This is a genomic window from Streptomyces sp. NPDC037126 (assembly GCF_055605965.1).
Genome location: NZ_JBVJTD010000051.1, coordinates 1 through 25,399, shown reverse-complemented (window position 1 = coordinate 25,399; position 25,399 = coordinate 1). Strand labels below are relative to the sequence as shown.

The following is a 25,399-nucleotide window of genomic DNA, read 5'->3' as shown; positions in this document are numbered from 1 at the left end:
CAGGAGAAGATCACGAACTGCGGCGGGGTCTGACCCGGCTCCAGCGGCACGGGCCTGGCCGGCTGATGCGGCTGCTTGCCGGTGAAGGACGTCGAGCCGTCGCCGATGGGCCGGCCCGCGGGCGCGCCGCTCCCGCCGTCCTGTCCGTTCTTCCCCCCGCCGGAACCGTCCGAGTGGCCGCCGTCGTCCGATGACTTGAGGCTCCCGCAGCCGGCGAGCGTGGCGGCCGCGGCCGCCCCCGCGCCGAGGCCGAGCATTCCCCTGCGGGAGAGGGTCCGGGAGACGGTGCGCATGGAGATCCCCGATTCATCGCGCCTGCTGTGGTCACCCTGTGAGAGGGCGCGACGACCGGGGAAGTTCCGCTCATTCTTATGTTTTTCGCAATAATCCCGGCAAAAACGATCTAAGTCATACCTGACGGCTCGTCAATCGACGGCGGACCGGGCCGGTTTCAGGCCCCGAAGGCCTTCCCCTGGGCCGTGCCCTTGCCCTTCTGGGGCTTGGCGCCGGCCCGCAGGTGCGCCGGGACGAGGTCGATGGCCGGCTCGCTGTAGCCGACGGACACGATCTTGTCACCCAGGTACGTGAAGGTCGTCAGGGACGCGAGCGTGCACTGCCGCTTGCGCGGGTCGTGCCACAGCCGCCGCCGCTCGACGTACGACCGCACGATCCAGATCGGCAGCTGATGGCTGACCAGCACCGCCTCGTGCCCGCGCGCCCGGTCCTTGGCCGCGTTCAGCGCGGCCGTCATCCGCACGACCTGGTCGATGTACGGCTCGCCCCAGGACGGCCGGAACGGGTTGACCAGGTGCTTCCAGTTCTCGGGCCGCTGCAGCGCGCCGTCGCCGACGCCGAAGGTCTTGCCCTGGAAGACGTTGTCGGCCTCGATCAGCCGCTCGTCGGTGTCCAGGTCGAGGCCGTGCGCCTTGGCGATCGGGGTCGCCGTCTCCTGCGCCCGCTCCAGCGGCGAGGCGCACACGTGGGTGACGTCCCGCGGGGCGAGGTGCTCGGCGACCCGGTCGGCCATCTGCCGCCCCAGCTCGGACAGGTGGTACCCGGGCAGCCGCCCGTAGAGGATCCCGTCCGGGTTGGCGACCTCGCCGTGCCGCATCAGGTGGACGACGGTGACGTCCTTCTCGTTGGCGTAGCCGGCACTGTTGCTCACGCGGTGGCCTCCGCAGCCGCCCGGGCCGCCGCCGGAAGGGCGTCGGCGATCTTCTGGATGGCCCGCTCGTCGTGGGCCGTGGACACGAACCAGGACTCGAAGGACGACGGCGGCAGGTAGACGCCGTTCGCCAGCAGCGAGTGGAAGAACGCGGTGAAGCGGAACGACTCCTGCCGCTTGGCGTCCTCGTAGTTGCGCACCTGACGGTCGGTGAAGAACACCGAGAACATGTTGGACGCCGTCTGCAGCCGGTGCGCGACGCCCTCCTTGTTCAGCGCCTCGGTGACCAGGGACTGGATCTGCGCCGAGACGGCGTCGACCTTCTCGTAGGCGGCGGCGTCGAGGAGCCGCAGCTGGGCGAGCCCGGCGGCGGTGGCGACGGGGTTCCCGGAGAGCGTGCCGGCCTGGTACACCGGCCCGGCGGGCGCGAGGTGCGCCATGACGTCGGCCCGGCCGCCGAACGCGGCGGCGGGGAAGCCGCCGCCCATGACCTTCCCGAAGGTCATCAGGTCCGGCGCGACCCCGTCGATCCCGTACCAGCCGGCGCGGCTGGTACGGAAGCCGGTCATCACCTCGTCGGAGATGTACAGCGCGCCGTTCTTGTGGCAGGCGTCCAGGAGCCCCTGGTTGAACCCGGGGGCCGGCGGCACGACACCCATGTTGCCGGGCGAGGCCTCGGTGATCACACAGGCGATCTCGCCCGGGTGCCGGTGGAAGGCCTCCTGCACGGCCTCCAGGTCGTTGTACGGCAGCACGATCGTGTCCCCGGCCTGCGCACCGGTGACACCGGGCGTGTCGGGCAGCGCGAAGGTGGCGACGCCGCTGCCGGCCGCGGCGAGCAGCGAGTCCACATGCCCGTGGTAGCAGCCGGCGAACTTGATCACCTTGGAGCGCCGGGTGAAACCGCGCGCGAGGCGGATGGCGGACATCGTCGCCTCGGTCCCGCTGCTGACGAGCCGGACCTGCTCCACGGGCCCGACCCGGGCGACGATCTCCTCGGCGAGCGCGACCTCGCCCTCACCGGGGGTGCCGAAGGACGTGCCCCGGGCGACGGCCTCCTGGACGGCGGCGATGACCTCGGGGTGCGAGTGCCCGAGGATCATGGGACCCCAGGAGCACACGAGGTCGACGTACTCGCGTCCGTCGGCGTCGGTGAGGTACGGGCCCCGGCCCGACACCATGAACCGGGGCGTGCCGCCGACGGCGCGGAAGGCGCGCACCGGGGAGTTCACACCACCGGGCGTGACGGCGGAGGCACGGTCGAAGAGCGCCTGGGAGGCGGGCGCTTCGTACGGATAGGGCGTTTCGCTCTGGGCACTCATGACGTGCGACTTCTCCGGCTTCTCTGACTCCGGTTGCGTTGTGACCCCCTCAGGGTAGGCCGCGGCCCGGCCACCGGGCCTCCGGCCTCGGGTCCGCAGCACCGTCATCCGCCATCTGCGAGACTGACACCTGATACACACAGCGCCTACGCACGTAATGATCGGGGGCCGGGAAGATCCCCGTGGACTGTTGTTCCACCGCACGTTTCGCCGGGCGGGCGTGGGGGAGGTCACTGACACGATGATCGGGTTGCGCGGCGGGGGCCACGCGTCCTAGAAAAGCAGTCGGGTGGAGATATGCATCGCGGTGGCGGACTGGGCGAGGGGACTGATGACCTGGGTCCTCGACGTGCCCGGCGGGGAAGGCACCGGCGCGAGGCTGAGGAAGCGACCGAAGCACGTCGGACACAGGGTGTACCGGGCGAGCCCGAGGGGCACGACCGCCTGAGGGCGGGGAGCAGGAATGGTGGTCGGGTGGGGGTGACGTACAAGTACTTCGGCGCACCGGACGGCGCGACCGCGGCCCGCGTCCCCATCTCGATGCGTCCCGAGGAGCTCGGCGGCGACGAGCTGGGCATGAACGGCATGTTCACCAAGATCAAGCCCGAGACCATGGCGGCCATGGTGCTGACCGGCATCGAAGGCGTGCCCCTGCACAAGGTGCCGCCCCTCGAACTGGTCGTCCTGCACCCCGACTACGCCGTCGTCAAGCTCCCCATGACGGTCGTCGACCCCCTGCGCGGCATCGGCGAGGAAGCGGTCGGCGCGGCGGCCTTCATCTGGTCCACGGTCCCCGACCGCGGCGGCCCCCGGGACGCCTTCAACGTCTACCAGCTCCTCCACGAATGGCAGGACTTCAGCCACCGGCTCCATGAGGCGGGGCATCAGCCGTACTGCCTGGTGTGGCCCTGAGCTGACCTTCCGTCGTGGTGGGGCGGGGCTCGGGCCCCGCCTTCGTCAGCTGCCGCCGACTCCGAGGGCCGCATGCCAGCGCCCCGCGGTCGGTGGCGAGGTGGACGATCCGGACCATGAGCCCGGCCGCGGCCAGCAGGAAGTGGCCGAAGACCAGCGGCGCCGGGAAACGGGTCGTGCCGGTCCGCTGCTGTCGCAGGCCGCCGCGGGAGATCCGCGTGGCGTCGCCGAGGGCGGCCAGAGAGGTCAGCGAGGCATGGTCCAGGCCCACCCCGGCAGTGTATGGGCCATCTTTTGGGCGAAAAGCCCCGATCCGGACCACCACTGTGCCGCGGGTCACACAGGTGAGTGTTGAATTTCGAACAACCCTTCTCATGGCCCGCGGGTCGTCTGTGCGTACGCTTTCGGCCACTCCTGCCCACGAGGTTCGCATGAAGCTTCGCCGCTCCCTGGCTCTCGCCGCCGCGACGGCCGCCATGGCCCCGGCCGTCCTGCTCGCGGCCCCGGCCGCCTACGCCACGGACGACAGCTCTTCGCCCACCGCCGCCGAGACGATCCCCGCCGCGGACGACACCACTCCCGCCGCCGAGGACACCACCCCGGCCGCGGACGGGACGACCCCCGCGGCCGGCGACGACACGCCGGCGGCCGACGCGTCCGCTCCCGCCGCCGCACAGTCCGGTTCCTCCAGCGCCGCGGCGTCCGCGCCGGCCTCGGCTTCGGTGTCCGCCACCCCCTCGCCCTCCGCGTCCGAGTCCACGGGCCCGTTCGAGTGCGACAGCGACCACCCCAGCATCGACACCGACCTGCACACCTACCTCTCCGGACTGCCCTCCAAGATCGTGGCGGGCAGCGGCTTCCACGGCTTCCGGCTGACGGTGGACAACACCGGCGACCTCTCCTACCAGCGCGTCGACCTCGGTGTGTTCACAGCCCAGATGGACGAGGCGTCCTACTTCATCGACACCAGCCACCTCAGCCTGCAGTACAAGGACCCGTCGTCCGGCAAGTGGACCGACATCTCCCTGGACGAGAACGACGAGGGCGCCGGCTACCTCGGCTACACCGACGTCAAGCCCCACGAGTCCTTCACCATCGATCTGCGCCTGGCCGTGGACGGCTCCGCCCCGGCCGGTCTCGGTTACGCCATCAGCATCGGCATGTACGCCGACGCCAAGGGCAACTGCGTCATGTCCGACAGCGGTGAGAGCTACTACCAGTTCGACATCCTCAAGGCGGGCTCCGCCCCCGGCCACCCCGGTGACGCGAAGCCGCAGGGCGGCCGGAAGCCGCTTCCCAAGCAGCCGTCCGGCAACACGCGGATCGAGCCCCAGGGGCACCTCGCCGAGACCGGTTCCAGCACCGCGCTGCCCGTGCTCGCCCTGACCGGGGGCGCGGCCGTCGCCCTCGGCGCGGGCGCGGTGTTCGTGGTGCGCCGCCGCAGGTCCGCGGGCCCGGGCGCCACGGTCTGACGAGGGCGCCCGCCCAGCCGTAGGTGCACGGGCATCGGCACCGCCACCTGACGGCGACCCGCCCGCACCGCCGTAGGTCCGCGCGTCCGCCCCCGCGGTCGCGCGGGCCGCACGGCCCGGCCCACCGCCACGCGCAAGACAGCCGGAAACCGGAGATCGGCCCCGGTCCGCCAGACTGCCTAAGGCCGCGAGAAACCGGAGAACAGCCCCGGCCCGCCGACATGCGCAAGACCGCCCGAAACCGGGGAACGGCCGCGGTCCGTCGGCATGCGGATGGCCGGCGGGGAGCGGAGAATGAAGCTCGGCGGGGCGCTGTTCCCTGCTCCTTCATCACCGGCGCGAACGGATCCGCGTATCACGCCCCCGCAGCCCGCCCGGACGTCGCGCGTTCACGTCCGTCCGCGCGTCACGCGCGGAAGCAGAGGTGGTCGGCCATGGGCGTCATCGACGAGGCTGCTCTCGACAGCCTGCGTGAGTCACTGCGGGGGCCCGTCGTCGCGCCGGGGGACCCCGGTTACGACGAGGCGCGCGGCATCTACAACGCCATGATCGACCGGCGTCCCGCGGCGCTCGCCGGATGCGTCGACGTAGCGGACGTACGGACCGTGCTCTCCTTCGCCCAGGACGTGGACGTGCAGGTGGCGGTGCGCGGCGGCGGGCACAGCGGGCCGGGTCTGTGCCTCGTCGACGGCGCCCTGACGCTCGACCTCTCGCCGATGCGCTGGGTGCACCTCGACCCCGCGACGCGGACCGCGCGGGTGGGCGGCGGAAGCCAGTTGGGGGACCTGGACCACGCGACGCACACCTTCGGCCTGGGCGTGCCGGCCGGGATCATGTCGACCACCGGCGTCGGCGGTCTCACCCTCGGCGGCGGCCACGGGTACCTCACCCGCCGGTACGGCCTGACCGTCGACAGCCTGGTGTCCGCGGACGTCGTCCTCGCCGACGGCACGTTCGTCACCGCCTCGCAGCACGAACACCCGGACCTGCTCTGGGCGTTGCGGGGCGGCGGCGGCAACTTCGGTGTCGTCACCTCCTTCACCTTCCAACTGCACCCGGTGGACGCGGTCGGGGTCGCGGTGACGTTCTGGCCCGTGGACCAGGTGCGTGAAGTGCTCCAGTGGTACCGGGAGTTCCTGCCCGCCGCGCCGGAGGAGGTCTACGGCTTCTTCGCGCTGCTGACCGTGCCGCCCGCGCCGCCGTTCCCCGAGCCGATCCACGGGCGGAAGGTGTGCGGCGTGGTGTGGTGCTACACCGGCGATCTGGACCAGGACCGCCTGGAGAAGGTGCTGACCGTCGTGAACGCGCCCGGGCCGCCCGTCTTCCACTTCACCACGCCGATGCCGTACCCCGCCCTCCAGACCATGTTCGACCAGTTGCTCCCCAAGGGGCTGCAGTGGTACTGGCGCGGTGACTTCTTCGACACCATCTCCGACGACGCCGTGGCGGTGCACGAGAAGTACGGCCAGAACCTCCCCACCGGCCTGTCGACGATGCACCTCTACCCGGTCGACGGAGCGACCCGCCGGACCCCCGCCGACGACACGGCCTGGGCCTACCGGGACGCCGTGTGGTCCGGGGTCGTCGCCGGCATCGACCCCGATCCCGCCAACGCCGGCCTGGTCCGGCAGTGGTGCGTCGACTACTGGACCGATCTGCACCCCCACTCCATGGGCGGGGCGTACATCAACTTCCTGGGCGAGGAGGAGAGTGCCGACCGGGTCCGGGCCACCTACCGCGGGAACTACGACCGCCTGGCCCAGGTCAAACGCGCCTACGACCCGGAGAACTTCTTCCACGCCAACCAGAACATCCTGCCCATGGGGTTCTGAGGGCGGCGGCCCGTCGTCAGCGGGCGAGGCGGGCGGGGTCCGGGCGGCGGGCCTCGTCCGCCCGCTCCAGGAGTTCGTCGACCGACCACTGGTCGTAGGCGTGCTCGCCGTACCTGACGGCGCGCACGCGGCCGTCGCTCCCGATCAGGAAGTCGGCGGGCAGGCCGAGCCGTCCCCCGTGCGGGCGGGCGGCCGGTCCGCGCTCGCGCCCGCGCAGGATCGCCCACGCGCTGCGCGACACCGCCCGGGCGACCGGCCCCCACACCCGAGGGTCCAGCAGGGCGCGGGGCGCCGACTCCACGCCGAACTCGGCGTACAGCCGCTTGCCGGGATCGGCGACGACGGCGAAGGGAAGGTCGGCGACGTGCTCCCGCAGCTCCCCGGCGGGCGAGTGGAAGACGACGGCCTCCCGGATCCCGGCCGCCTCGATCTCCGCGTGCCGGAGCACGACGGAACGCAGATGCAGATTGCAGACCGGGCAGCCGGCGAAGCGCCGGAACTGGAGATGGACCAGCCGCCCGGGGTCCGGGACCGCGACCGGTGGGCCGAGGATCGGGGTGAGGGTGCGGGGGCCGACCGGCGAGCCGGGGACCAGGGGCCCCCGGGGCAGGGACGGGGACATCGACATCTGCCTCCTTCGTAGGCGTACGTCGTACACCTACGAGGTTAGGCGTATGCCGTACGCTGTCAACCGCCATGCCACGACCCCGTTCCCTCAGCCATGACCGGCTGGCCTCCGCCGCGCTCTCCGTCCTCGACCGCGACGGGCTGGCCGGGCTGTCCATGCGCACGGTCGCCAAGGAGCTCGGCATGAGCACGATGGCGCTCTACCGGTATGTGCGCGACCGCGAGGAACTGGAACTGCTCGTCGTCGAGTCCGTGCTCGCGGCCGTCGACACGGAGCCGCCGGCCGCCGGGCCGCCGTGGCAGGAGCGGATCGAGGTCCTGGTGCGGCGGGTGCGGGACACGCTGCGCGCGCACCCCTCGGCCGTCCCGCTGACGGTCGCCCACCGGCACCACTCGCTCGGCGTGCTGCGCTGGTCGGAGACGGTGCTCGGCGTCCTCGCGAGCGCGGGCTTCGAGGGCGAGCACCGGGTCGTCGCCCTGCGCGCCCTGGTCGCCTACGTCAACGGGGCCCTGCAACTGGAGCAGTTGGGCGCCCTCTCGGGCCCGGGCACGCGCGCCATCTCGTCGTTGCCCCCCGAGGGGTTCCCCCTGATGGCCGCCACCGCCCACCACGCCCGCACCGTCGACGCGGAACACGAGTTCTTCGGCGGGCTCGCCGCCCTGCTCCGGGGCCTGGACGGCTGACGGCCGGCCCGCACCGTCAACGGCGTGCCGGGTTCTCCCGCAGCCAGGTGAGCACCTGCTCGGCGTGGCCGGCGGGCGGGAAGACCGGGTAGAAGGTGTGCTCGACGGCGCCGTCGCGGACGACGAGGGTGAGCCGCTTGAACAGGGTCCTGCCCTCGACCTCGAAGGTCGGCAGGGCCAGCGCCTCGGCCAGGGTGAGACCGGGGTCGGAGAGCATGGGGAAGGGGAGGTGGAGCCGGTCCACCACCTCGCGCTGGTAGTCGCCGTCCTGGCTGGACAGCCCGAACACGCGCCCGGCGCCAGCCTGGAGAAGGTCCTGGTAGTGGTCGCGGAAGCCACAGCTCTCGGGGGTGCAGCCCCGGGCGCCCGGGATGGTGTTCCAGCCCTCGGGCAGATCGGTGCCGGGGCGCCCGGTGAGGGGATAGAGGTAGAGCACGGTCCGGCCGGGGCCGAGCTCGTCCAGCCGCACCTCCCGGCCCAGGGTGCTCGTCAGCGCGAGGGGCGGCAGCGCGGCACCGGGGAGGTGGTCCGCGGCCCCGTCGTCCTGCGGCACCGGCAGATCGGGCGGCAGCGTCAGGTAGTCGTCCATGGTGGGCTCTTCCTTTCCCGTCCTCGGGGTCGTGCCGTTGCGGTGCGCGGCGGTGTTCAGCTGGGAGATCAGCACCGTGCGCCGGGCGGACACGCCTCGATCCGCTCGGTCAGTTCGTCGATCGCCTCGCGGTAGCCGGCCAGCGAGGCCGGGCAGTCGTCACCGTGCCGGCCGCCGGCCGCCAGGCAGTCCAGGAACGGGCGGGTGCGCTCGGCCGGGATGCCCAGCCGCCGCAGCGCCGCGATCTCGTGGACCAGGCGCACGTCCCCGTCGCCGTAGCTGCGGTAGCCGTTGGCCAGCCGGGCGGGGGTGATCAGGCCGAGGGACTCGTAGTACCGCACCGCCTTGACCGTCACCCCGGCCCGGCGGGCCAGCTCGCCGATCCGCATGCCGTGTGCACCGCCTTCACCGCTCACGACACAGCACGCTAGACCTTGCCCCCGGGGGCAGGGTCGAGCGAGCGGCCGTCAGGCCGACTGCAGCCGGTCCGCGAGGCCCGCCGCCGTGAACGCCCGGACCACGTCCTGCCGGGTCTCCGTGAAGTGGCCCCAGCTGTCGCAGTGCGCCGGTACGACCCGGCGGGCGCCGAGGAGCCCGGCGGCGGTCGCCGCCGCCGCGGCGTCGAGGACGAGCAGCGCCTCGTCGAGGATGCCCGGCACGCGGGGCGCCCCCGCGAACAGCACGGCGGTGTCCACCGGGCCGAACCGGCCGGCGATCTCCTTCACCAGATCCAGGGAGGCGTTGTCGCCGCTGACATAGACGGTGGGGAGGTCGGCGGAGGTGAGGACGAAGCCGATGACCTCGCCGGTGACCGCCTCGGCACCCTCGGGGCCGTGCAGGGCGGGCGCGCCGGTGACGGTCAGGGCGCCGCCGTCGGGTCGGGCCAGCTCCACGGACTGCCAGGGGGCGAGGGCCCGGGCGGTGCCGCCGAGGCGGGCGGCGCCGCCGCTCGTGGTGAGGGTGCGCGGTACGTCGGCGAGCAGGGCGCGGCCGGAGCGGTCGAGGTTGTCGGGATGCTCGTCGTGGGAGAGCAGGACGACGTCGACCGGTCCGAGGTCGGCCCGCGCCAGGCGGGGCGGCGCGGTCTTGGTGAGGAACCGGCCCTCGCCCCTGGGGTAGTCGCCCGGGCCGTCGAAGGTGGGGTCGGTCAGCAGACGCAGGCCGCCGTACTCGATGAGGACGGTAGGACCGCCGAGGACGCGTACGGGGACCGGCTCGGCTGCAGCACTCATGATGATGTGACCTCACGGTTGAAGGAAGTCTTGTCCGTGAGAAGAAGCTAACCGGTTCTCACGGATGGGCGCAAGACGTACCATGAGGCACGTGACTGGAAGCCTGACCGACGACCTGGCCCTTCAGCCTGCGCCCGGCGCGGAGCAGTACGCCGCGCTCGACCTCGCCAACAGCGCGATCGCCCTGCCCGGCGGCCAGTTCGCCGACCTGCTCGGGACACCCTCCGCGGCCAACCGCTGGCTCACCGGGCACGCCCTCGCCCCGGCCGACGCGGGCCTGCGGGAGACATGCGCGGCCCAGCTGCGCTCCCTGCGCGAACACGTCCGGTCCCTGATCGCCGCGCGGGTCGAGGGCCAGGCGCCCCCGGCCGGCGCGCTGAACGCCGTCAACGACGCGCTCACCCGGGCCCCGGCCGCCTCACTGCTGCACTGGTCCCCCGAGCGGGGCATGTACCGGGCGGCCTCCCACCCGACCACCCAGATCCTGGAACACGCCCTGGCCGCGCTCGCCGCCGACGCCGCGGGCCTGCTCACCGGCCCCGACGCCGATCGCCTCACCGCCTGCGGATCCGCGCCGTGCAACCGCTACCTGCTGCGCCACGGCCGCCGCCACTGGTGCTCCACCCGCTGCGGCGACCGGGCCCGCGCGGCCCGCGCCTACGCCCGCCGCACAGCCCGGCCGAAGCCCGACGAAGCACCCCCGGCACACGAGTGACGGCACCCGGCGACGACTTCCCGCCGCGCCCCGGACCCCGCCGGGAGTAAGACGGCCGACGGGGACGGGCACCCCGCGCGTCCGGTGGTACGGCCCATCCGACCGGTGCGACACCCGCCACACCCACGACCGGCCGCCTCCAGGCCGCGGCACCCCGGCCCGGTCCGGGCGGCACGAGGGCCGACCGGTACGGCAGCCGCCCGGCCGGCACTGGAGCGGCAGGCCGGCGAGAGGGCCCGGCCCCGCCGCGGAAGGCCGCCGCGGCCCGATCACCCCGCTAGCAGTACGGCGGCTGGCTGGTGAGGGACGCCGCGACCCGCATCCACACACCGAACTGCCGGTACAGCGAGGGGAGGCCTCCGGTCGCCCGGACGGTCCTGCTGTCCTCGGCCGTGACACCGGGGATGCCGAGCAGAGTGGCGGCGACGGAGGCGGACTGCCAGCGGACGGCGAGGGTGACCTCGGCGTCGGACGGGGCCGGACGGCCGGGCGCCGGACTCAGCGCCCGGACGACCGCGTCCTCGACGGCCTTGCGAGCCTCCGCCTCCGGCCGCAGCTCGGCCCCGAACCGGTCGTGGGCGTACTTCACGGGAACGGTGACCACCGAGGCGTCCCACGCCGACATCTCGGCGCAGGCGGTGTCGTCACCGGTGAGCGCCACCACCGGCACCCCCAGGGCCGCCGCCGTGGCATGCGCCAAGCCGATCTCGCCGACCGGCCGGCCGTCCAGCCACATGTCCTCGATCTCGTGCCCCATGAAGCTGTGGCTGAGTACGCCGAGGACACCCGCCCGGGAGTGATAGCCGACACAGAGCGCCGCGTCGTACTCCCCGGTCAGGCCCTCCAGCATGCCCATCTGCTTGGGCTTGCCGCGCACGAGGCGGGCCGCCGGGTGCAGGGCCTCGGGGAGCAGGTTGCGCATCGGACCGTGGGCGTCGTTGACGAGCACGGTGCTCGCGCCCGCCGTCAGCGCGCCGCGCACGGCCGCGTTCACGTCCTCGGCCATCATGGAGCGTCCCCGCTCGTAGTCCCGGCCGCCCGGCTGGACGTCGTCGGCGTCCACGAGCCCGGTGACACCCTCCATGTCGACGCTCAGATACACGCGCATGGCACCGACCCTATCCGACCCTACGTATTGTAGGTTCCCAACCGTCCATGGCCGCAGGGCCGTTCACACGTCAGTTCAACGGGGGCCCCATGCAGGACACGGAGACGGAACCCAGCGGGGCGGTCTGCGCACGCAGCCTCGCGCCGACCCTGACCGTGCTCGTCATCAGCCTCGTCGTCGCCGCCGTCGGCGTGTACGAGCTGTGCGGCTTCGGCCTGCACAGCCTCGACCGGCGCCCCCACCTGTTCAGTGACGGCCTCGCGACCGGCGGGGTGATCGTCGCCGCGGTGGCGGCCGGAGCCGCGGTGGGCAACCTGGCGTGGACGCTGGCGGCCGCCCGGCGCGGCACGGAAAGGGCCGGGTAAGAACCAGGACCGGTACGCTCCTCTCCCGAAGTCCACCCAGCCACACCGACCTACAAGTTGTAGGGTCGAACAGGCCCCGTCCCCTCCCTCAAGGTGACCAGTCACCATGCCCGCACAGCAGTCGGCACCGACCTCCACACAGATCCCCGCCCAGCGCGGAGCGCGCCGCGAGTTCCCGCCCATCACGCCCAGCCCCCGGCTGCGCGCGGCGGCGGCCTCGGCCACTGTGTGGTACCTGCGGCTGATAGCCGTGGTCAACATCCTCGCGGTCCTGTCGCTGCCGTTCCGGCAGGAGGTCCACGAGCACAACACCAGCAAGCTCTTCACCCCGCACCAGATCCACCCGCACCACACCGGCGCCTTCTTCACGCCGTACCTGGCCACCGGCGGCCTGGTCTCGGCCGCGCTCGCGATCTTCCTCATGCTGGTGATGCGGCGCCGCAAGCGGGCCGCGTGGGTGACCAACATCCTGCTCGCCGGCCCGCTCTTCCTGGTCTACGTCCTCGGGCTCACCCAGGACCGCTACCAGGACCACGTCTTCAACTGGGTCTCCACCGCCCTGACCGGGCTGTTCGTCGCCGCCCTGCTGATCGGCCGGCGCGAGTTCAACGCGGTCGGCGACCCCTCCAACCCGAAGCTGGCGCTCGCCGTCGGCGCGGGCGGCCTGCTCGTCACGGGCGGCCTCGGCACCCTGCTGGTGCACGCCACCAACAAACTGCCCGGCGCCCGGCTCTCCGACGAGATCTTCTACACCTACCTGCGCGGCATCAGCGTCGGCGTGTTCGCCGACCGCATCGAGCACGTCCACGCGCCCCGCTGGACCGACATCACGGTCAACGTGCTGCTCGCCGTGGCCTTCTGCGTCGTCCTGTACGCCTGCTTCCGCTCCCCGCGCGGCCGTGAGCTGCTCACCACGGACGACGAGGAGAAGCTGCGCACACTGCTCGACCGGCACGGCGCCCGCGACTCCCTCGGCTACTTCGCGCTGCGCCGGGACAAGGCGGCGATCTTCTCCCCCAGCGGCAAGGCAGCGGTCACCTACCGCGTCGTCGGCGCCGTCTCCCTCGCCTCCGGCGACCCGATCGGCGACCCCGAGGCCTGGCCCGGCGCCATCGACGCCTGGCTCGCCGAGGCCCGCAGGCACGCCTGGATCCCGGCGGTCATGGGCGCGAGCGAGGAGGCGGGCACGGTCTACTCCCGGCACGGCCTGGACGCCCTCGAACTCGGTGACGAGGCGATCGTCGACCTCGCCGACTTCACCCTGGACGGCCGCGCGATGCGTGTGGTCCGCCAGGCCCACAACCGGGTCAAGCGGGCCGGGTACACCGTCCGCATCCGCCGCCACGAGGACATCCCGGCCGAGGAGATGGCGCTCCTCGTCGACCGCGCCGACCACTGGCGCGACGGCGCCACCGAGCGCGGCTTCTCCATGGCCCTGGGCCGCCTCGGCGACCCGGCCGACGGCCGCTGCGTGATGCTGGAGTGCCGGGACGCGAACGACGAGCCCCGGGCCCTGCTCAGCTTCGTCCCCTGGGGCGAGAACGGCCTCTCGCTGGACCTGATGCGCCGCGACCGCGCCTGCGAGAACGGCCTGATGGAGTACATGGTCGTGGAGCTCCTCCTGCAGGCGAAGGAGCTGGGCGTCCAGCGGGTGTCGCTGAACTTCGCGATGTTCCGCTCGGTCTTCGAACGCGGCGCCCGGCTCGGCGCGGGCCCCGTGCTGCGCCTGTGGCGCTCCACGCTGACGTTCTTCTCCCGCTGGTGGCAGATCGAGTCCCTCTACCGCGCGAACGCCAAGTACCGGCCGGTCTGGGAGCCCCGCTTCCTGCTCTTCGCCAAGACCAGCGACATCCCGCGCATCGGCCTGGCCAGCGCCCAGGCGGAGGGCTTCCTCACCCTGCCGAGACTGCGCGGCGGCTCGTAGCCGGTCCGGCCGGTGGGCGGTTGGATCACCGCTCACCGGCCGGAGTACGACCACGGAAAGCAGCCGGTCGGCCCACGCCGCCGCCCTCTCCGCACCGGCGCCCGGCCGGCCGGACCGCGGCCACCGCGGGAAGCCTGCGCCCTCCGCGGACCCATCCATCCGATACGCCCCGGTCGTACCCCGTACGTCGGGGCCGGCGCCCCTCGGCACCCGTCCTCAGGCCCGCACGGACCCGGCGCCCCCCTCGGCACCCGTCCTCAGGCCCGCACGGACCCGGCGCCCCCCTCGGCACCCGTCCGTGAGATCCGTACCGGGCGCCCCCGCGGGCGTTCGGCCCTTCCGTCAGCCGCCGGCCCGGGTCGCGCCCGAGAGGCCGCCGCCGACGGTGAAGCCGATGACCGAGCCGCCGCCCTCGCGCCGGTAGGCGAACGGCGCGCCGCCGTGGGCCATGGCGACCTCGCGCACGATGGAGAGACCGAGGCCCGAACCCGGCAGTGAGCGTGCGTCGGCGGCCCGGTAGAAGCGGTCGAAGATCCGGATCAGGTCGCCCTCGGCGATCCCGGGCCCCCGGTCGAGCACCTCCACGCGCACGGTGCCCGGCCGTGCCGGACCGGTGACGCTGACCTCGATGGGCGCCTTGCCGGACCGGTCGAACTTGGCCGCGTTCTCGACCAGGTTGGAGATGGCCCGCTGGAGCATGCCGGGCCGGCCGTCGGTCGTCGTGTCGCCGCTGAGGCGCAGCACGATCTCCCGGCCGGTACGGCGCCCCGCGAGCCCCACCACGTCCTCGGCGATGTCGGCGAGGTCCACCTGCTGCGGCGGCTCGCTGTCGGACTGCCCCGCGGCGAGGTCGACCAGCTCGTTGACCAGGTCGGTCAGCTCCCGCGCCTCCTGGCTGAGGTCGGCGACGAGTTCCTCCCGGGTGTCCGGGGGAAGCTCGTCGATCCTGCGCAGCAGCGAGATGTTCGTGCGCAGCGACGTCAGCGGTGTGCGCAGTTCGTGGCCGGCGTCCTGGACGAGGCGCCGCTGGTCCTCCTCGGACTGGGCGAGCCGGCCCAGCATGCGGTCGAAGGCCCGCCCGAGCCTGCCCACCTCGTCGAGGCCCGCGACGGGCACCTCGATGCCGAGACGGCGGGTGCGGGCGACGTCCTCGGCGGCCGAGGTGAGGACCACCAGACGCCGGGTGATCCGGCGGGCCAGCCACCATCCGAACAGTCCGGCCGCCACCACGACGGCCGACATCAGGTACAGCGTCCGCTGCTGGAGCGTGCGCAGCAGGTCCTCGGTGTCGCTGAACTCCTGCGCGACCTGGACCGCGCCGCGCCCGTCGCCGAGCGAGACGGTGGCGATGCGGAACAGGTCCTCGTCGACCCGGACGTCCTTGTGCTCGACCACCCGGCCGGCCGACCGCGCGAGCGCCATGGCCTTGTCGTGGGAGGTGACGGGCAGCACCGGGTTGCCGTGGTCGACGATCTGCCCCTGCGCGCCGAGCACCTGTACGTCGGTGCGGGCGGGCCGGACCAGATCGTGGCCCGGCCGGGAGGAGGAGAAGTCCTCCGGCACCATCTCGTGCTGCCGGACCTCGTCACGCACGTCCTGCACGACCTGGGTGAACACCGACTGCTGGTCGACGCGGACCAGCCGCGCGGCCGAGCCGTACGACAGGATGCCGACGAGGATCGTGACGGCGGCGGTGACGGCGGCGAACGACACCATGAAGGTGGTCCGCAGGGAGACGAGCTTGGGCCGGCGCCGGGCCAGCAGCCGGCGCAGGCGCCCCACTCAGTCCTCCCGCAGCACGTAACCCACGCCCCGCACGGTGTGGATCAGCTGCGGGGCGCCGGGCTCGTCCAGCTTGCGGCGCAGGTAGCCGACGTAGACGGCGAGGTTCTTGGAGCCGGGGCCGAAGTCGTAGCCCCAGATGCGGTCGTAGATGGTGGAGTGGTCGAGCACGATGCCGGCGTTGCGCACCAGCAGTTCCAGCAGCTCGAACTCGGTGCGGGTCAGCTCCAGCTCCCGCTTGCCGCGCCAGGCCCGGCGGGCCTGCAGGTCCATGCGGATGCCGGCGGCCTCGATCTGCCGGTCCGAGATCTGCACGTCGCCCCGGCCGGTGTCGCCACCGGCGCCGCTCGGGCCGGCCGGGACCGGGCTGGTGCGGCGCATCAGGGCGCGCAGCCGGGCGAAGACCTCCTCGACGTCGAACGGCTTGACCACGTAGTCGTCGGCGCCGGCGTCCAGTCCCGCGATGCGGTCGGCGGTCTCCACCAGGGCGGTGAGCATGAGGATCGGGGTGCGGTTGCCCTCGGCGCGCAGCACCCGGCAGACCTGCAGGCCGTCGATGCCCGGCATCATCACGTCGAGCACGAGGACGTCCGGCGGGGTCTTGTGGGCCTGTGCCAGCGCCTCGACACCGTCGGCGACCGCCGTCACCTCGTACCCTTCCAGAGCCAGGGCACGCTCGAGGGCGTGGCGGATGGCACGGTCGTCTTCAGCGAGCAGCACAGTCTGGGGCACGCACCCAGTCTGCCAAGGCCTCCGGCGGTTCGGTCGGGACGGGCGGGCCTACGATCACCCTTTTTACCGGCCTCTCACCGTCACAGGGGCAACCGGACGCCCACGCCTACCGTCCTCTCACCAACCGACCCCCGAGCCACCGGGCCGCCCCCACCACCCGACCGGGGCGACACCGCCAGGGCGCGGGCGCTCGGTGCCTGCTCGGCCGGGCCAGTCGGGTGGGTGGGCGGGGACGGTCTAGGACTCCAGCGCCGCCAGCTGATCCGCGAACGGCACCACCACCGGCGCCGAGGCCCGCGCGGCGACCGGCATCAGCGCCGCCAGCTCCTCCGCCGCCCGCTCGATCCGCTCCGCCAGTCCCGCCGCGCCCCAGTCCTCCGAGGCCGCGTACACCCCGGTCGGCACGACCACCGCCCGCAGATACGCGAACAACGGCCGCAGCGCGTGCTCCAGCACCAGCGAGTGCCGCCCCGTACCCCCGGTCGCCGCGATCAGCACCGGCTTCCCGGCCAGTGCGTCCTTGTCCAGCACGTCGAAGAACGACTTGAACAGCCCGCTGTACGACGCGCTGAACACCGGCGTGACGACGATCAGGCCATCGGCCCCCGCCACCGCGTCCTGCGCGGCGGCCAGCGCCCTTCCCGGGAACCCGTTCGTGAGGTGGTGGGCGATCTCGACGGCGAGGTCCCGCACCTCGATCACCTGGACGTCGACCGGCGTCCGCCGGTCCACCGCGGCCGCGAGCCGGTCGCCCAGCAGCCGGGTCGAGGACGGGACGCTCAGTCCCGCAGAGACGACGACGAGCTTCATGCCACGGTCTCCTTCCGTTCGGCGGTGAGCAGGGACTGGTGGGTCGGCGCCTCCGGCACCCCGGCCGGCCGGCCGTTCGCGAACTCCTTGCGCAGCACGGGCACGACCTCCTCGCCGAGCAGGTCCAGCTGCTCCAGCACGGTCTTCAGCGGCAGCCCCGCGTGGTCCATCAGGAACAGCTGGCGCTGGTAGTCGCCGGCGTACTCCCGGAAGGCCAGGGTCTTCTCGATCACCTGCTGGGGCGAGCCCACGGTCAGCGGGGTCTGGTCCGTGAACTCCTCCAGGGAGGGCCCGTGACCGTAGACCGGCGCGTTGTCGAAGTACGGCCGGAACTCGCGGACCGCGTCCTGCGAGTTCCTCCGCATGAACACCTGACCGCCGAGCCCGACGATCGCCTGCTCCGGCGTGCCGTGCCCGTAGTGGGCGTAGCGCGCCCGGTACAGCTCGACCATCCGCTTGGTGTGGTCGGCGGGCCAGAAGATGTTGTTGTGGAAGAAGCCGTCGCCGTAGTACGCGGCCTGCTCCGCGATCTCCGGCGAGCGGATCGACCCGTGCCAGACGAACGGCGGTACGCCGTCCAGCGGGCGGGGCGTGGAGGTGAAGCCCTGCAGGGGCGTGCGGAACTTGCCCTCCCAGTCGACGACGTCCTCGCGCCACAGCCGGCGCAGCAGGGCGTAGTTCTCGATGGCGAGGTTGATGCCCTGCCGGATGTCCTTGCCGAACCAGGGGTAGACCGGTCCGGTGTTGCCGCGGCCCATCATGAGGTCGACCCGCCCGTCGGCCAGGTGCTGGAGCATCGCGAAGTCCTCCGCGATCTTCACCGGGTCGTTGGTGGTGATCAGGGTGGTGGAGGTGGAGAGGACGAGCCTCTCCGTCTTCGCGGCTATGTAGCCGAGCATCGTCGTCGGGGACGACGGCACGAACGGCGGGTTGTGGTGCTCGCCGGTGGCGAAGACGTCGAGGCCGACCTCCTCGGCCTTGAGCGCGATGGCGACCATGGCATTGATCCGCTCGCGCTCGGTCGGCGTACGCCCCGTGGTGGGGTCCGGCGTGACGTCGCCGACCGTGAAGATCCCGAACTGCATGGTCGCTCACCCTCCAGGTTGTTGACCGTTCAACTATACCTGCCGAACGGTCCCCCGACCCTGGATATTCCACCCCCTCGGCCGGCCGCGGCCGGCCCTCAGGGCACCAGCACCAGCCGCCCGCGCACCCCGCCCCCGGCCAGCCGGGCGTGCGCCTTCGCGGCCTCCCCCAGGGGGTAGGTCCCGGCCACCCGCAGGGTCAGCACCCCCTCGTCCACCAGCCGGACCAGCTCCGCCAGCTGCGCCCCGTCCGCACGGACGCCCACCGAGCCCGTCCGCACCCCGCGCACCGGACCCGGATGCGCGCCCGGCCGCACGCCGAGGTACACGCCCCCGTCCCGCACCCACTCCAGGGCCGGCTCACCGAGCACCGCCGCGTCCAGCACCGCGTCCACACCGCCCGGCTCGACCCCGTCGGCCGTGAAGTGCGCGGCACCCAGCGACCGCACCAGCTCCTCGTCGCCCGCGCGGGCCTGCCCGGTGACCTCGATCCCCCGGTGCGCGGCCAGCTGCACGGCGAACCCGCCGACCGCCCCGGCCGCACCGGTCACCAGCAGGGACGCCCCCGGCGCGAGGTCCAGCACGTCCAGGGCCTGCAGCGCGGTCAGCCCGTTCAGCGGCAGCGTGCCCGCGTGCACCTCGTCCACCGAGGCCGGCGCCTTCGCCGCGGCGTCCGCGTCCACGACGACGTACTCCGCGTGCGCGCCCAGCGGGTCGGACACGCCCGGCACCAGCGCCACCACCGGGTCGCCCGCCGTCCAGGCGGCGGCCACCGCCGCCGCGTCCACCGTGCCGGCCACGTCCCAGCCGAGCCCGACGGCCTTGCCGGCGCCACCGAAGAAACCGGCGCGGGAGGCCGCGTCCACCGGGTTCAGCGCACTCGCGGCCACCTTGATCCGCACCTGCCCGGCACCCGGCTCGGGCAGCGGCACGTCCGCGATCTCCACGGCCTCCGGACCACCGAACGTCCTCACGACAGCAGCACGCATCTCAACTCTCCAGATTACAAAGGAACTTGGCACTCAGCGGGGACTTTCCCGCCCGCAGCACCAACCCTAGGAGAGCTACTATCCTTCAGTAAGTAGTTACCTGAGAGTGCGTAGCTTTGCCCGGAGGTAGAGCCCATGGCGACCAAGACGGCGGCCCAGCGGCGGGAGCAGGCCCGCGCCGACTACGACGCCTTCCTGCGCGAGTGCCCCACCAACCAGCTCCTCGGCCGGCTCAGCGACAAGTGGGTCAGCCTGGTCGTCGCCGCCCTGGCCACCGGCCCCAGGCGCTACAGCGACATCGGCCGCAGGATCGCCGGCGTCAGCCCCAAGATGCTCACCCAGACCCTGCGCACCCTGGAACGCGACGGCATCATCAGCCGCACGGTCACCCCGTCCGTCCCGGTCCGCGTCGACTACGCGCTCACCCCGCTCGGCACCAGCCTCGCCGGCCTGCTGACCGCCGTGAAGCAGTGGGCGGAGACCCACTTCGACGAGGTGCGCGCGGCCCGCGAACGCTACGACGCGGAGGCGGACGAGGAGACGGCGGGCGCCGCGACCCCGGCCTGACCGACACGCCTCAGAACGCGTAGACGTCCCCGGTGTCGAGGACGAGCACGCTCAGCCGGTCGTTCGTCCGGTCCTTGTCCACCCCGCCCGCGCTCCAGGCGGTCTCGATCCCGACCGTCACCTCCGCCGGCCGCTCCTTCAGCCGTACCGGCACCCGCAGTTGCTCCCCCGGCTCGTCCGCGGCCAGCGCCCCGGTCCCGCACAGCACCGTCCGCTCGTCCTCCCGGGCGCACCGGGCGGGCAGCCGCTGCGCATCGGCCAGCGCCACCGACCAGCGCAGCCGCACCGTGGCGCCGGGGACCGGCCCGGGACCGTCGTCCTGCGGGGTGAGCCGCACCTCCACCTGGTCCCCGTTCATCACGGCGGTCCCGTGAAAGGCCAGGTCGGCCCCGGGCGCCGGAGCGGCCGCGGCGGCCCCGGGCGCCATGAGGGCACCGGCGCACAGCCCCGGCACCATCCACTTCCGCATCCGCACGCCGCTCACCACTTCACACTCGCGATCCGGTCCGGTGTACGGATGTATGCCACGCGGGCCGCCGCCCCAGCGCCCTCGAACAGGTGACGTCGCCCGCGTGCGAAGCTGTCCCGCATGCAGGTCCTCCGGTCCGCCGCCCTCTTCGCCGTCGCCGCGATCTTCGAGATCGGCGGTGCCTGGCTGGTCTGGCAGGGCGTGCGCGAGCACCGCGGCTGGCTCTGGGCGGCCGGCGGGGTCCTCTCCCTCGGCGCCTACGGTTTCGTCGCGACCTTCCAGCCCGACGCCCACTTCGGCCGCATCCTGGCCGCGTACGGCGGGATCTTCGTGGCCGGCTCGCTGCTGTGGGGCGCGGTCGCCGACGGCTACCGCCCCGACCGCTGGGACATCACGGGGGCGCTGATCTGCCTCGCCGGCATGGCCCTGATCATGTGGGCCCCGAGGAACGGCGGCTGACCCTCGCCTAGGCTGGACGGAGCCCCACCGCTGACAGACCAGCTGACAGACCACAGGAGCAGCCATGGCCACGCCCGCCCCGTCCGCAGCCTCCCGCATCGCCGTCGTCACCGGTGCGAGCAGCGGTATCGGCGCCGCGACGGCCCGGCAGCTCGCCGCGGCCGGTTACCGCGTCGTCCTCACCGCCCGCCGCAAGGACCGCATCGAGGCCCTGGCCGAGGAGCTGACCCAGGCGGGCCACTCGGCGGTGGCGTACCAGCTGGACGTGACCGACCGTGCGGCCGTCGACGAGTTCGCGACGGCCTTCCAGACCATCGGCGTGCTGGTCAACAACGCCGGCGGCGCGCTCGGTCTGGACCCGGTGGCCACGGGCGACCCGGAGCACTGGCGCTCGATGTACGAGACGAACGTCCTCGGCACCCTGAACCTCACCCAGGCCCTGCTGCCCAGCCTGGAGGCGAGCGGTGACGGCGTGGTCGTGGTGGTCTCCTCGACCGCGGGGCTCGGCACGTACGAGGGCGGCGCGGGCTATGTCGCCGCGAAGCACGGCGCCCACGTCCTCGCCGAGACCCTGCGCCTGGAGATCGTCGGCCGGCCCGTCCGCGTCGTCGAGGTCGCGCCCGGCCTGGTCAAGACGGACGAGTTCGCCCTCACCCGCTTCGGCGGCGACACCGAGCGGGCGGCCAAGGTCTACGAGGGCGTCGCCGAGCCCCTCACGGCCGACGACGTCGCCGAGACCATCACCTGGGCGGTGACCCGCCCCAGCCACGTCAACATCGACCTCCTGGTGGTCCGCCCCCGCGCCCAGGCCTCCAACACCAAACTCCACCGGGAACGCTGATGCCCGAGGACAGCGCCGAACAGCGCCGTCTGGCCCAGGAGACCAGGGACGAACGCAAGGTCTGGTACTTCCTCGCCTACTTCCTCTTCGGCATCCACATCGTCGCCTTCGTCATGATCTACGCGGTCCGGCACGCGAAATGAACGACGGGCGGAGGCGCGCCTTCGCGCGCCTCCGCCCGTGACATCCCCCGTCACATCCCGGTCCGGGCTCCTCAGCCCTTCACGCAGACGATCTGCTTGAGCTTGGCCACGACCTCGACCAGGTCCCGCTGCTGGTCGATGACCTGGTCGATCGACTTGTAGGCGCCCGGGATCTCGTCCACGACGCCGGAGTCCTTGCGGCACTCCACGCCCCGCGTCTGCTCCTCCAGGTCCTTGGTCGAGTAGCGCCGCTTGGCCGCGTTGCGGCTCATCCGCCGGCCGGCGCCGTGCGAGGCCGAGTTGAACGCCTTCTCGTTGCCGAGGCCCTTCACGATGTACGAACCCGTGCCCATCGAGCCCGGGATGATCCCGTAGTCGCCGGAGCCGGCCCGGATCGCGCCCTTGCGGGTCACGAGCAGGTCCATGCCCTCGTACCGCTCCTCCGCCACGTAGTTGTGGTGGCAGGAGATCTCCGGCTCGAAGGTGGGCTTCGCCTTCTTGAACTCCTTGCGGATCACGTCCTTCAGGAGCGCCATCATGAGCGTCCGGTTGTACTTGGCGTACTCCTGCGCCCAGAACAGGTCGTTGCGGTAGGCCGCCATCTGCGGGGTGTCCGCGATGAAGACGGCGAGGTCGCGGTCGACCAGGCCCTGGTTGTGCGGCAGCTTCTGGGCCTCGCCGATGTGGTGCTCGGCGAGTTCCTTGCCGATGTTGCGGGAACCGGAGTGCAGCATGAGCCACACGGAATCGGCCGTGTCCACGCAGACCTCGATGAAGTGGTTGCCGCCCCCGAGCGTGCCCATCTGCGAGATCGCCCGCCCCTGACGGAACTTCACGGCGTCCGCGACCCCGTCGAACCGGCCCCAGAAGTCGTCCCAGCCGCCGGTGGCCAGCCCGTGGAAGTCGCCCGGCTCGACGGGGTCGTCGTGCATCCCGCGCCCGACCGGGATGACCTGCTCGATCTTCGTCCGCAGCCGGGACAGGTCCCCCGGCAGGTCGTTCGCGGTCAGCGACGTCCTGACCGCCGACATCCCGCACCCGATGTCCACCCCGACCGCGGCCGGGCACACGGCGCCCCGCATCGCGATGACGGAGCCGACCGTCGCGCCCTTGCCGTAGTGCACGTCCGGCATCACGGCCAGGCCCTTGATCCACGGCAGGGTGGCGACGTTCTGCAGCTGGCGCAGCGCCACGTCCTCCACCGTCGCCGGGTCGGTCCACATCCGGATCGGCACCTTCGCGCCCGGCATCTCCACGTACGACATGTCTTCCCCATTCCCCCGGAAACAACAACAAAAGTCTTAAAAGCATCAATAAGGAAAAGCAGCGCCAAGCGCGACGAAAAGGGACAAGGGACCGGCGTCCACGGCAGCGCGTGCGATACACATTGTCTCCAGGGGGCGTCCCACCACGGCAAGCGAATAACCCGCGGTGACCCCCGAGGACCACCGAGCGATCCGTCGAGAGGAGCCCGACCGTGCAGCGGAAGGCGTACGTATCCGGCAGCGCCGCCCTCCTCGCGGCGCTGCTGGCCGGCTGCACGAGCGGTTCCGGCGGCGACAGCGCCACCGACAACGCCAACCCGGGCAGCACCGGCACGGCCGCGGCCGTCGCCCAGCCCGGCAGGTACCGCACCCTTCCCGAGCCCTGCGGCGCGGTCGACCACGACACCCTCGACGCGCTGCTGCCCGGCATCAGGCAGATCACCGACCCGGACCAGCGGGACAAGGCCTACCAGGGCGAGGCCGAGCTCACCTACGACACGGACCGCAAGGTCGGCTGCCACTGGAAGGTCGAGTCCACCGACGCCACCGACCGCCTCTCCGTCGACCTCGAGCGCGTGGTGTCGTACGACAACGCGGTCAGCGACGACGACCAGGCGAAGCAGCTGTTCGAGGGGCAGGAGACGGCCGCCGACCTGCCCGAGCCGAGCGGCTCCCCGGCGGCGTCCGGCACCCAGAGCCCCAGCCCGACGGCCACCCCCTCGGGCTCCCCGGTCGCCGACGCCTCCACGTCGGCCCCCGCGCCCCCCTCGTCCTCCTCCGCCCCCTCGAATTCCTCGTCCTCCTCGTCCTCCTCGGCCTCCTCCGGCGCGCCCTCCGCCGACCTCCAGCCGCGCACGCTCTCCGATCTCGGTGACGAGGCCTACCTCGACGACCAGCTGAGCACGTCCGGTTCGACGGCCGAGCAGCGGACGGTGACTGTGGTGTTCCGCACGTCCAACGTCGTCGTGACCATCGAGTACGAGGAGCAGCCGATGGCCACCGGAACGGTCCCCGACAGCAAGGAAATGCAGGACAAGGCCCGGAAACTGGCCTCCCAACTGGACGACGCCCTGGGCGGCTGACGGCCGCCGCGCCCTCATCGGCCGCCGCACCCAAAGCACTCGAACGGAAACCGCACACCTCCTTCACCGCGTACGGTGGCCCCGCAGGAACCCGCACGAACACCGAGCGTCACGAGTGAAGGAACCATGCAGCGAGCAGCCATGCGAGACGACCGTGCCCAGCGAGATCAGCGAACCAGGCGTCTGCGCCGCGCTCTTGTCTGCGCGGCCGCCGTTCCCGCGGTGCTGATCACGGCGGCCTGCTCCTCGGACTCCGGCGACTCCAAGGCCAAGGGCACCGGCGGAAGCGTCCAGCAGTCGTCGGGCGGCAGCACGCAGTCCTCGGCGAGCGCCTCTCCGACCGTGCAGGCGGCCGCGTACAAGAAGCTCCCCGACCCCTGCACGGTGCTGTCGGGCAAGACCCTCGGCAATCTGGTGCCGAAGGGGACGAAGGATGCGAAGAAGGGCAGTTCGGACGATCCGTCGTCGCGTTCCTCCTGCTCCTGGAGCAGCCTGGACAACAACGGCGTCAAGGGCTCGCAGTTCCGCTGGCTGAACGTCTCCCTGCTGCGCTTCGACTCCGACGCCACGCGCGGCTCGGCCGACGCCCAGGCGCACACGTACTTCGCCCAGCAGGTCAAGGACGCCCAGGCGGTGTCCGGCGCGAAGAACGCCAAGACCGTGCCGGTGTCCGGCGCGGGCACGGAGGCGACGGCCGTGAGCTACGACCTGGAGAAGAAGGAAGGCCTCTTCAAGCAGCAGACGGTCGTGGCCCGCGCCGAGAACGTGGTCATCACGCTCGACTACAACGGGGCCGGCCTCGCGGGCGACAAGACGCCGGACGCCGGTGACCTGACCAAGTCCGCGGAGCAGGCCGTCAAGGAGGCCGTGGCGTCGGTCTCGTCCGCCAACGGCTCGTCCTCGACGTCCTCTTCGTCCTCCTCACCGTCGGCGGCCCCCTCTTCCAAGGCCCCGTCGAAGTCGGCCTCCAAGTCGCCTTCCACCAGTGCTTCTCCGTCCAAGTCGGCCGCCGGGAAGAACTGACCGAAAGGGCTTACAACCCGACCGGCACCACGCTCGCCGCACACGTGTGCCACCCTGTTGCGCGCAACAACACGCAAGGGGAGGGGAATACGAGTGGCCGCGCCACTGCAGCTGACTCGGATGCACCGCATACTCATCGGCGTGGTCGTGTCCGGCGCCTTGATCATCGCCGGCATCGGCTTCGCCGGCTCGTACGCGGCTGTCC

Annotated in this window: 28 protein-coding genes and 1 pseudogene; 13 read left to right on the top strand and 16 right to left on the bottom strand. The window is 72.4% G+C overall.

Annotated elements, in window-relative coordinates; genetic code table 11:
• The 3 genes and pseudogenes from ACZ7FF_RS43700 to hemL all read right to left on the bottom strand — a co-directional run.
• Nucleotides 1-293 (bottom strand): annotated as a pseudogene (locus ACZ7FF_RS43700) (hypothetical protein); the annotation flags it as partial.
• Between the two features lie 158 nt (nucleotides 294-451).
• A complete protein-coding gene (locus ACZ7FF_RS43695) occupies nucleotides 452-1,111 on the bottom strand; it encodes a histidine phosphatase family protein (RefSeq protein WP_470820191.1) in 660 nt (219 codons plus the stop codon).
• A 50-nt stretch (nucleotides 1,112-1,161) separates the two neighbouring features.
• The gene (gene hemL / locus ACZ7FF_RS43690) at nucleotides 1,162-2,487 is read right to left on the bottom strand and encodes a glutamate-1-semialdehyde 2,1-aminomutase (protein ID WP_470820187.1); all 1,326 of its coding nucleotides are present in this window, start codon (nucleotides 2,485-2,487) and stop codon (nucleotides 1,162-1,164) included.
• A gap of 297 nt (nucleotides 2,488-2,784) precedes the next feature.
• On the opposite strand from hemL, the gene ACZ7FF_RS43685 reads away from it, so the two are divergent.
• Nucleotides 2,785-3,399 carry a hypothetical protein gene (locus ACZ7FF_RS43685; RefSeq protein WP_470820186.1) on the top strand — a complete coding sequence of 205 codons (615 nt, stop codon included), beginning with the start codon at nucleotides 2,785-2,787 and terminating at the stop codon, nucleotides 3,397-3,399.
• Here the strand turns inward: ACZ7FF_RS43685 and ACZ7FF_RS43680 are convergent.
• Nucleotides 3,344-3,670, bottom strand: coding sequence for a hypothetical protein (locus ACZ7FF_RS43680; RefSeq protein ID WP_470820184.1), 327 nt, complete (start codon nucleotides 3,668-3,670; stop codon nucleotides 3,344-3,346). The genes ACZ7FF_RS43685 and ACZ7FF_RS43680 overlap by 56 nt on opposite strands.
• Nucleotides 3,671-3,830: 160 nt before the next feature.
• Between ACZ7FF_RS43680 and ACZ7FF_RS43675 the strand changes: the two genes are divergently transcribed.
• Both ACZ7FF_RS43675 and ACZ7FF_RS43670 read left to right on the top strand, forming a co-directional pair.
• Entirely contained in the window at nucleotides 3,831-4,871 is a 1,041-nt protein-coding gene (locus ACZ7FF_RS43675; protein ID WP_470820182.1) for an LAETG motif-containing sortase-dependent surface protein, read from the top strand.
• Between the two features lie 434 nt (nucleotides 4,872-5,305).
• The gene (locus ACZ7FF_RS43670; protein ID WP_470820180.1) at nucleotides 5,306-6,703 is read left to right on the top strand and encodes an FAD-binding oxidoreductase; all 1,398 of its coding nucleotides are present in this window, start codon (nucleotides 5,306-5,308) and stop codon (nucleotides 6,701-6,703) included.
• A 16-nt stretch (nucleotides 6,704-6,719) separates the two neighbouring features.
• Here the strand turns inward: ACZ7FF_RS43670 and ACZ7FF_RS43665 are convergent, their stop codons facing one another.
• On the bottom strand, nucleotides 6,720-7,331 hold the full coding sequence (locus ACZ7FF_RS43665; protein WP_470820179.1) for a peroxiredoxin-like family protein: 612 nt from the start codon (nucleotides 7,329-7,331) through the stop codon (nucleotides 6,720-6,722).
• Between the two features lie 68 nt (nucleotides 7,332-7,399).
• Here ACZ7FF_RS43665 and ACZ7FF_RS43660 point away from each other — a divergent pair, with 68 nt between their 5' ends.
• The gene (locus tag ACZ7FF_RS43660; RefSeq protein ID WP_470820178.1) at nucleotides 7,400-8,014 is read left to right on the top strand and encodes a TetR/AcrR family transcriptional regulator; all 615 of its coding nucleotides are present in this window, start codon (nucleotides 7,400-7,402) and stop codon (nucleotides 8,012-8,014) included.
• 16 nt (nucleotides 8,015-8,030) lie between these two features.
• Here ACZ7FF_RS43660 and ACZ7FF_RS43655 read toward each other — a convergent pair whose 3' ends face one another.
• From ACZ7FF_RS43655 to ACZ7FF_RS43645, 3 genes are read right to left on the bottom strand one after another with little or no spacing between them, the layout of a single operon-like run.
• Entirely contained in the window at nucleotides 8,031-8,696 is a 666-nt protein-coding gene (locus ACZ7FF_RS43655) for a peroxiredoxin (protein WP_470820176.1), read from the bottom strand.
• On the bottom strand, nucleotides 8,672-9,019 hold the full coding sequence (locus tag ACZ7FF_RS43650) for a MerR family DNA-binding transcriptional regulator (protein WP_470820174.1): 348 nt from the start codon (nucleotides 9,017-9,019) through the stop codon (nucleotides 8,672-8,674). Before ACZ7FF_RS43650 ends, ACZ7FF_RS43655 begins: the two co-directional genes overlap by 25 nt.
• A gap of 51 nt (nucleotides 9,020-9,070) precedes the next feature.
• A complete protein-coding gene (locus ACZ7FF_RS43645) occupies nucleotides 9,071-9,835 on the bottom strand; it encodes an MBL fold metallo-hydrolase (RefSeq protein WP_470820172.1) in 765 nt (254 codons plus the stop codon).
• Nucleotides 9,836-9,917: 82 nt separating this feature from the next.
• Between ACZ7FF_RS43645 and ACZ7FF_RS43640 the strand changes: the two genes are divergently transcribed.
• Complete coding sequence (locus ACZ7FF_RS43640) at nucleotides 9,918-10,550, top strand: CGNR zinc finger domain-containing protein (RefSeq protein ID WP_470820171.1); 633 nt, start codon at nucleotides 9,918-9,920, stop codon at nucleotides 10,548-10,550.
• A 277-nt stretch (nucleotides 10,551-10,827) separates the two neighbouring features.
• Here ACZ7FF_RS43640 and ACZ7FF_RS43635 read toward each other — a convergent pair whose 3' ends face one another.
• Nucleotides 10,828-11,658 (bottom strand): M55 family metallopeptidase, encoded by an 831-nt coding sequence (locus ACZ7FF_RS43635; RefSeq protein WP_470820170.1) that lies wholly within the window; start codon nucleotides 11,656-11,658, stop codon nucleotides 10,828-10,830.
• A gap of 89 nt (nucleotides 11,659-11,747) precedes the next feature.
• Between ACZ7FF_RS43635 and ACZ7FF_RS43630 the strand changes: the two genes are divergently transcribed.
• A complete protein-coding gene (locus ACZ7FF_RS43630) occupies nucleotides 11,748-12,023 on the top strand; it encodes a hypothetical protein (protein WP_470820168.1) in 276 nt (91 codons plus the stop codon).
• A 106-nt stretch (nucleotides 12,024-12,129) separates the two neighbouring features.
• Nucleotides 12,130-13,947, top strand: a complete 1,818-nt coding sequence (locus ACZ7FF_RS43625) for a phosphatidylglycerol lysyltransferase domain-containing protein (protein WP_470820166.1) — start codon at nucleotides 12,130-12,132, stop codon at nucleotides 13,945-13,947.
• Nucleotides 13,948-14,289: 342 nt separating this feature from the next.
• Here ACZ7FF_RS43625 and ACZ7FF_RS43620 read toward each other — a convergent pair whose 3' ends face one another.
• The 5 genes from ACZ7FF_RS43620 to ACZ7FF_RS43600 all read right to left on the bottom strand — a co-directional run bounded on the left by ACZ7FF_RS43620 (nucleotide 14,290) and on the right by ACZ7FF_RS43600 (nucleotide 19,345).
• A complete protein-coding gene (locus ACZ7FF_RS43620) occupies nucleotides 14,290-15,729 on the bottom strand; it encodes a sensor histidine kinase (protein ID WP_470820164.1) in 1,440 nt (479 codons plus the stop codon).
• On the bottom strand, nucleotides 15,730-16,461 hold the full coding sequence (locus ACZ7FF_RS43615) for a response regulator transcription factor (protein ID WP_470820162.1): 732 nt from the start codon (nucleotides 16,459-16,461) through the stop codon (nucleotides 15,730-15,732).
• Between the two features lie 237 nt (nucleotides 16,462-16,698).
• Entirely contained in the window at nucleotides 16,699-17,271 is a 573-nt protein-coding gene (locus ACZ7FF_RS43610) for an FMN reductase (RefSeq protein WP_470820160.1), read from the bottom strand.
• On the bottom strand, nucleotides 17,268-18,356 hold the full coding sequence (locus ACZ7FF_RS43605; RefSeq protein ID WP_470820159.1) for an LLM class flavin-dependent oxidoreductase: 1,089 nt from the start codon (nucleotides 18,354-18,356) through the stop codon (nucleotides 17,268-17,270). The genes ACZ7FF_RS43610 and ACZ7FF_RS43605 overlap by 4 nt, the downstream gene beginning before the upstream one ends.
• Nucleotides 18,357-18,454: 98 nt before the next feature.
• On the bottom strand, nucleotides 18,455-19,345 hold the full coding sequence (locus ACZ7FF_RS43600; protein WP_470820158.1) for an NADP-dependent oxidoreductase: 891 nt from the start codon (nucleotides 19,343-19,345) through the stop codon (nucleotides 18,455-18,457).
• 135 nt (nucleotides 19,346-19,480) lie between these two features.
• On the opposite strand from ACZ7FF_RS43600, the gene ACZ7FF_RS43595 reads away from it, so the two are divergent.
• Entirely contained in the window at nucleotides 19,481-19,912 is a 432-nt protein-coding gene (locus ACZ7FF_RS43595; protein ID WP_470820157.1) for a winged helix-turn-helix transcriptional regulator, read from the top strand.
• A gap of 10 nt (nucleotides 19,913-19,922) precedes the next feature.
• On the opposite strand, the gene ACZ7FF_RS43590 is transcribed toward ACZ7FF_RS43595, so the two are convergent.
• Entirely contained in the window at nucleotides 19,923-20,381 is a 459-nt protein-coding gene (locus tag ACZ7FF_RS43590; protein ID WP_470820189.1) for a hypothetical protein, read from the bottom strand.
• A 120-nt stretch (nucleotides 20,382-20,501) separates the two neighbouring features.
• Here ACZ7FF_RS43590 and ACZ7FF_RS43585 point away from each other — a divergent pair, with 120 nt between their 5' ends.
• The 3 genes from ACZ7FF_RS43585 (at nucleotide 20,502) to ACZ7FF_RS43575 (ending at nucleotide 21,824) form a co-directional block, all read left to right on the top strand.
• A complete protein-coding gene (locus ACZ7FF_RS43585) occupies nucleotides 20,502-20,840 on the top strand; it encodes a YnfA family protein (RefSeq protein WP_470820156.1) in 339 nt (112 codons plus the stop codon).
• Nucleotides 20,841-20,904: 64 nt separating this feature from the next.
• The gene (locus ACZ7FF_RS43580; protein ID WP_470820155.1) at nucleotides 20,905-21,681 is read left to right on the top strand and encodes an SDR family NAD(P)-dependent oxidoreductase; all 777 of its coding nucleotides are present in this window, start codon (nucleotides 20,905-20,907) and stop codon (nucleotides 21,679-21,681) included.
• Entirely contained in the window at nucleotides 21,681-21,824 is a 144-nt protein-coding gene (locus tag ACZ7FF_RS43575; RefSeq protein ID WP_470820153.1) for a hypothetical protein, read from the top strand. Before ACZ7FF_RS43580 ends, ACZ7FF_RS43575 begins: the two co-directional genes overlap by 1 nt.
• Nucleotides 21,825-21,895: 71 nt before the next feature.
• Here ACZ7FF_RS43575 and ACZ7FF_RS43570 read toward each other — a convergent pair whose 3' ends face one another.
• Nucleotides 21,896-23,089: an RtcB family protein gene (locus tag ACZ7FF_RS43570; RefSeq protein WP_470820151.1), complete on the bottom strand. Its 1,194-nt coding sequence runs from the start codon at nucleotides 23,087-23,089 to the stop codon at nucleotides 21,896-21,898.
• Nucleotides 23,090-23,301: 212 nt separating this feature from the next.
• On the opposite strand from ACZ7FF_RS43570, the gene ACZ7FF_RS43565 reads away from it, so the two are divergent.
• Entirely contained in the window at nucleotides 23,302-24,171 is an 870-nt protein-coding gene (locus tag ACZ7FF_RS43565; protein ID WP_470820149.1) for a DUF3558 domain-containing protein, read from the top strand.
• A 141-nt stretch (nucleotides 24,172-24,312) separates the two neighbouring features.
• The gene (locus ACZ7FF_RS43560; protein ID WP_470820147.1) at nucleotides 24,313-25,194 is read left to right on the top strand and encodes a DUF3558 family protein; all 882 of its coding nucleotides are present in this window, start codon (nucleotides 24,313-24,315) and stop codon (nucleotides 25,192-25,194) included.
• The last annotated feature ends 205 nt before the right edge of the window (nucleotides 25,195-25,399 follow it).